The sequence below is a fragment of the Aminobacter sp. P4_D5 genome, from assembly GCF_056401815.1.
In genome coordinates this window covers 1-753 of record NZ_JBFUIP010000632.1, presented here as the reverse complement: position 1 = coordinate 753, position 753 = coordinate 1, and the positions used below count along the sequence as shown (strand labels likewise).

The following is a 753-nucleotide window of genomic DNA, read 5'->3' as shown; positions in this document are numbered from 1 at the left end:
GTCTGGGTGGCGCGGCGCGGCGGCGTGAATGGCGCCATGCTGGTCGAGGACGGCTGGCCCGCCCCGTACGCTGCGCCGGAGGGCTCGGCCGAGCCGGCGGTAGTCTTCGCCATCACCCGGCAGGAGAGCAACTTCCAGGTGGACGCCGTCTCCTCCGCCAGCGCCAGGGGCCTGATGCAGCTCATGCCCGCGACCGCACAGTCGGTGGCGCGGCGGCTCGGCGTGCCGCACCAGGTGGGCTGGCTGACCACGGACCCCACGCACAACATCCGCCTCGGCTCCTTCTATATCCAGGACCGGCTGGACAGCTTCGGCGGCGTCCTGCCCTTCGCCGCCGCGGCCTACAATGCCGGCGGCGGACGGGTGACCGAGTGGATCGGCACCTTCGGCGATCCCCGGTCCGGCAGCATTCGCATGCTGGACTGGATGGAGCTCATCCCCTTTTCCGAGACGCGCAACTACGTGCAGCGCGTGATCGAGAACGTCGCGGTCTATCGCGCCAAGAGCCCGGCCTCCTCTTCTCTCGAGCATCCGATGGCCGCATGGGCCCGATGAGGGGAGGCCGATGAGGGCCATCGCCTCGCTCGGCGGCATCGGCTTCCTGCGGCCGGCGCCGGGCACCTGGGGCTCGGCCGCCGTCCTGCCGCTGGCGCTGCTGCCGGCCTGGGTATCTCTGGCTGCGGCGCTGGTCTTCACCGTGGCGGGATACCTGGCCGTTGCGCGGCTGCCCGAGGCGGCGACCGATCCCGGCTG

General features: G+C 71.8%; 1 protein-coding gene and 1 pseudogene. Both read left to right on the top strand.

All coding sequences use genetic code 11. The features are described 5' to 3' along the window. Positions 1-555: lytic transglycosylase domain-containing protein (locus AC1DWF_RS33990; RefSeq protein WP_476842890.1), on the top strand; the 555-nt coding region annotated here is incomplete at its 5' end. A gap of 10 nt (positions 556-565) precedes the next feature. Beyond that, positions 566-753 (top strand): annotated as a pseudogene (locus AC1DWF_RS33985) (hypothetical protein); the annotation flags it as partial.